This window comes from Candidatus Auribacterota bacterium (assembly GCA_026392035.1).
Classification (GTDB): domain Bacteria; phylum Auribacterota; class Tritonobacteria; order UBA1439; family UBA1439; genus JAPLCX01.
Genome location: JAPLCX010000094.1, coordinates 1 through 3,476, shown reverse-complemented (window position 1 = coordinate 3,476; position 3,476 = coordinate 1). Strand labels below are relative to the sequence as shown.

The following is a 3,476-nucleotide window of genomic DNA, read 5'->3' as shown; positions in this document are numbered from 1 at the left end:
CGTCCAGACTCCCTCATAGAGGCCAAAGCCGCCGATGCCGCTGAGCGGCGTGCTCGCGGAGAGCTCGGCCAGCGAGGACCCGAGGAACACCGGCCAGTAGCCGATCGCGCGCATGGTGTAGGTGTCCGGATCAACCGGATTACTGATACGAGAAAAATTCAGGGTCAGACCTCTACTATTGACTAAGGGAAGGTAGTCTGATACAGTTCGAGCATGGCAAGACCGCTTAGGATTGAATATCCAGGGGCATGGTATCACGTTACAAGCCGCGGGAATGAGCGGGGGGAGATATTCCGTGACGACAAAGACAGGAAGCGATTTCTGGAGGCACTAGAAGAAAGCATAGAGAGATTCGAGGTGGAAGTGCATTGCTATGTACTGATGAGCAATCACTTCCATTTTTTATTGAGGACGAAAGAGGCGAATCTGAGTAGATTTATGCAGCGTTTCAATACGGCATATACGACGTATTATAATTTGAGGCATCACCGAGCGGGACATTTATATCAGGGGAGATTTAAAGCAATTGTGGTGGAAGCGGATGAGTATCTGAAGGAGCTGAGCCGCTATCTGCATCTCAACCCCGTACGGTTGAAGAAGTACAAGGAACTAACAGTAGAGGATAAAGGGAAGATACTCAAAGAGTACAAATGGAGTAGCCTGCCTGGGTATATAGGGTTAATGAAGCGGGATGAATTCGTGACATATGGAACGGTATTGGGCTACATGGGAGGAGATACCAAGGAGGGGGAGAAGCGGTATCGTGACTTTGTTATCTCGGGGCTGGGCAAAGGGATAAAGAATCTGATCATGGAGGCACGAGCAGGAGCGGTACTAGGGACGGATAGCTTTATTGAGTGGGTAAGGAAGACGTTTATAGACGGGAGAGAATGGACGCGTAAAGAACAACCGCAGGTGGGGTCAATAAGGAGCGTGATCCCTGTTCTGAAGATTGCTACGGTGGTGGGTAAGGAGTACGGAGTGCGCCCCGAGGAGTTAGCGAAGGCACGCTCGCCATGGCGCGAGGCACGACGGGTCCTGATTGAGATGAGTTATCGGTTGAACATGAGCTATAGGCCTCTCCAGAAATTGGGGGATGAATTGGGTGGGATTGGCGGCGCTGCCGTAGCACATAACCATAATCGGATTCAGAAGCAGATGTTGTTTGATAAGAAGTTCGCTAAACGGGTAGAAAAGATTTATAAAATCATCCTCAGTCAATAGTAGAGGTCTGACCCTGAATTTTTCAAATGTCATTTACTCCCGTAGCCGAGCTGCTAAGAATGCAAAGATTGATCGGCTAGACTTCAAATGCGCGCGCAAAAAATTCAATTGAGGAACCAATTCTTGCGGGATTTACTTTCCGCCAGGAGGCGATGGGACGTTGTGTGGGTTCTTCACCGAAGATTAATGACATCAGAAAATACAAAAGACTATAGTAAAAGTCATCCTATGGAAATAATCTTTGACAAGGTTTTATTCGGTAAGGGAATAAAGGCTACGCAGTGGCTCAGCGAACCGCTTCCCAGCCGGGGCCGCCGAATGTCACGGTGTGCTGGGAGTAGTTCTGCCTGGAATCGGCGATCACCCACGTTCCCGATGCTTCTCGGTAAACCGCCACCGTTCCAAAACCGTCGCCGTCGTAGTCTCCCGCAACCGGCACATAGCCCGGGCCCCCGAGGGGGACGAATAACTGCCGATAACCATCATCGGAAAGCGCCACCGTCAGACGCCCTTCCGATTCATTGTATACCGCCGGCTCCCCGCGATTGTCCGGGCCGACGCACGCTGATACCCCGACGCTGCCATGGCCCCCGAATGTCAGGGAGACCTGACGGTAGTCTTCAGATGAAAGGAGTGCTATCCAGCGCCCCGTCACCTCATCATACACAGCCGGATCGACGAGGGCGTCATCATCGTAGTAGCCCGGCGAGGGGGCGTAGCCGGGACCACCGAGGTTCCTCACCACCTCGGATCCACCGTACGCCGATAGCTGAACCCGATATCGCCCCGTCCCTGCGTCATAAATCGCCCGGTCAGTAATGAGATCGCCATCGTAATCCCCGAGGGCCGCCGCACCTCCCTCACCGCCGAAGACCACCGCATGCTCCGCGTAGTCCATGGTCGAGCACAATGTCAGCCAGCGCCCGGTTGATGGCGCATAGAGCGCCGGATCGGACTTGCCGTCACCGTCAAAGTCGCCGCACACCGGCACCGCATCCTCCTCATGGGGCGGGAATGTCCAACCACGAGGGCCTGTGCCGTCAATTTCCAGCGACTCCCATCTCCCGCTTGTCCCATGGTAAACCACCAGTTCCGAAACGCCATCGCCGTCAACGTCGTTCTGTTTTACCGCCGGCGCTTTTAGCAGGCGCTCGACCTCTTCGTCCTTGTAGGAATAGTCGCGCATATCTTTATGCTGTGAACTCGCTCCCACAATACGGCCGTTGGCACAGGTAAGCCTCAGGCTCCTGACATACCGTCCCTCCCAGCCGGCCTTCACGATTGAGGCTGACGCGGAGCCGTGATAGTCGAAAAAATCCTTGTGCGAGTGCCCTCCCACTACCACGCTGATGCCCCGGATCTTGTCCGCGCTATCCTTGTCACCCGAATCCAATTCATGCGTCAGAAGAAGGACAATATCAGCCCGCCCCTTCATATTGTTAATTGCATCGTATACCTTTCTGCTTTGGATGTCTGCCACGCGGAAGGTGCTGCTGGGGTCATAATGCTCCAGGTGCCACCGATGTGTCGAGATGGTACCCACGAGGCCAACGGAAGCGTCCCTGAATCCAAAAACCGGAGGCGCCATGAAATGCATGTCGCACGATGAGTGCATCACGTTCGCACCCATAACGGGCAAATTCCATCGTTTGATGAGGTCGGCGAGATGGCGCTCACCGTAACAGAGGTCGTGGTTGCCGATCGTCATGGCGTCATAGGGAATTTTTGACATGGCGCGGTACATCAAATTGCCTTTTGTCCCGCGGTTCCAGAGCGAACCATTCTTCGGATCGCCGGGCGCATAGTCGGTGAGGGCATCGCCCGCGTCGATGGCGATGGTGCTGTAATGTTGCTTCATGTATTTGATGTAGGCCGCGATCCTGGGAAGGTATTCCGGGTGCTCGTGGATATCCCCTGTGTTCAGAATATAGATATACTCTGTCGATGCGCCTTTCTCCTGAGCGTACGTGACCACGTTGAATAGAAAGGGGGAGAGGATGCCCGTTGCATAAAAAGCTATGACGCATAGCAATCGCTTCATTGAGAGAGTTTCTCCCTGCCTCATCTGCTCCACGCGTGAGCTGATCTGCCGGTGCCTTTTATTTTATATAGTAATTAGGGTCTCCTGAAAAAGTCTAAAAATATATATAATATCATACAAGGCAAGTAGATATGATGTACAATGCTCTCCAGAATGATGGATAAAATGCACGGGAATTCGGGACAGGTGCCCGAAACCCGTGCAGTTATAC

At 53.0% G+C, this 3,476-nt stretch carries 2 protein-coding genes; one reads left to right on the top strand and one right to left on the bottom strand.

Features of this window, described 5'->3' with window-relative positions; genetic code table 11:
* Positions 1-213 precede the first annotated feature (213 nt).
* The gene (locus NTX71_10265) at positions 214-1,224 is read left to right on the top strand and encodes a transposase (protein ID MCX6340281.1); all 1,011 of its coding nucleotides are present in this window, start codon (positions 214-216) and stop codon (positions 1,222-1,224) included.
* Positions 1,225-1,510: 286 nt separating this feature from the next.
* On the opposite strand, the gene NTX71_10260 is transcribed toward NTX71_10265, so the two are convergent.
* Positions 1,511-3,265 carry a metallophosphoesterase gene (locus NTX71_10260; protein MCX6340280.1) on the bottom strand — a complete coding sequence of 585 codons (1,755 nt, stop codon included), beginning with the start codon at positions 3,263-3,265 and terminating at the stop codon, positions 1,511-1,513.
* Positions 3,266-3,476: the final 211 nt, after the last annotated feature.

Bases quoted from the DNA above. Each gene is read 5' to 3' on its own strand.
- NTX71_10265 (MCX6340281.1), top strand. From the start codon at position 214: ATGGCAAGACCGCTTAGGATTGAATATCCAGGGGCATGGTATCACGTT.
- NTX71_10260 (MCX6340280.1), bottom strand. From the start codon at position 3,265: ATGAAGCGATTGCTATGCGTCATAGCTTTTTATGCAACGGGCATCCTC.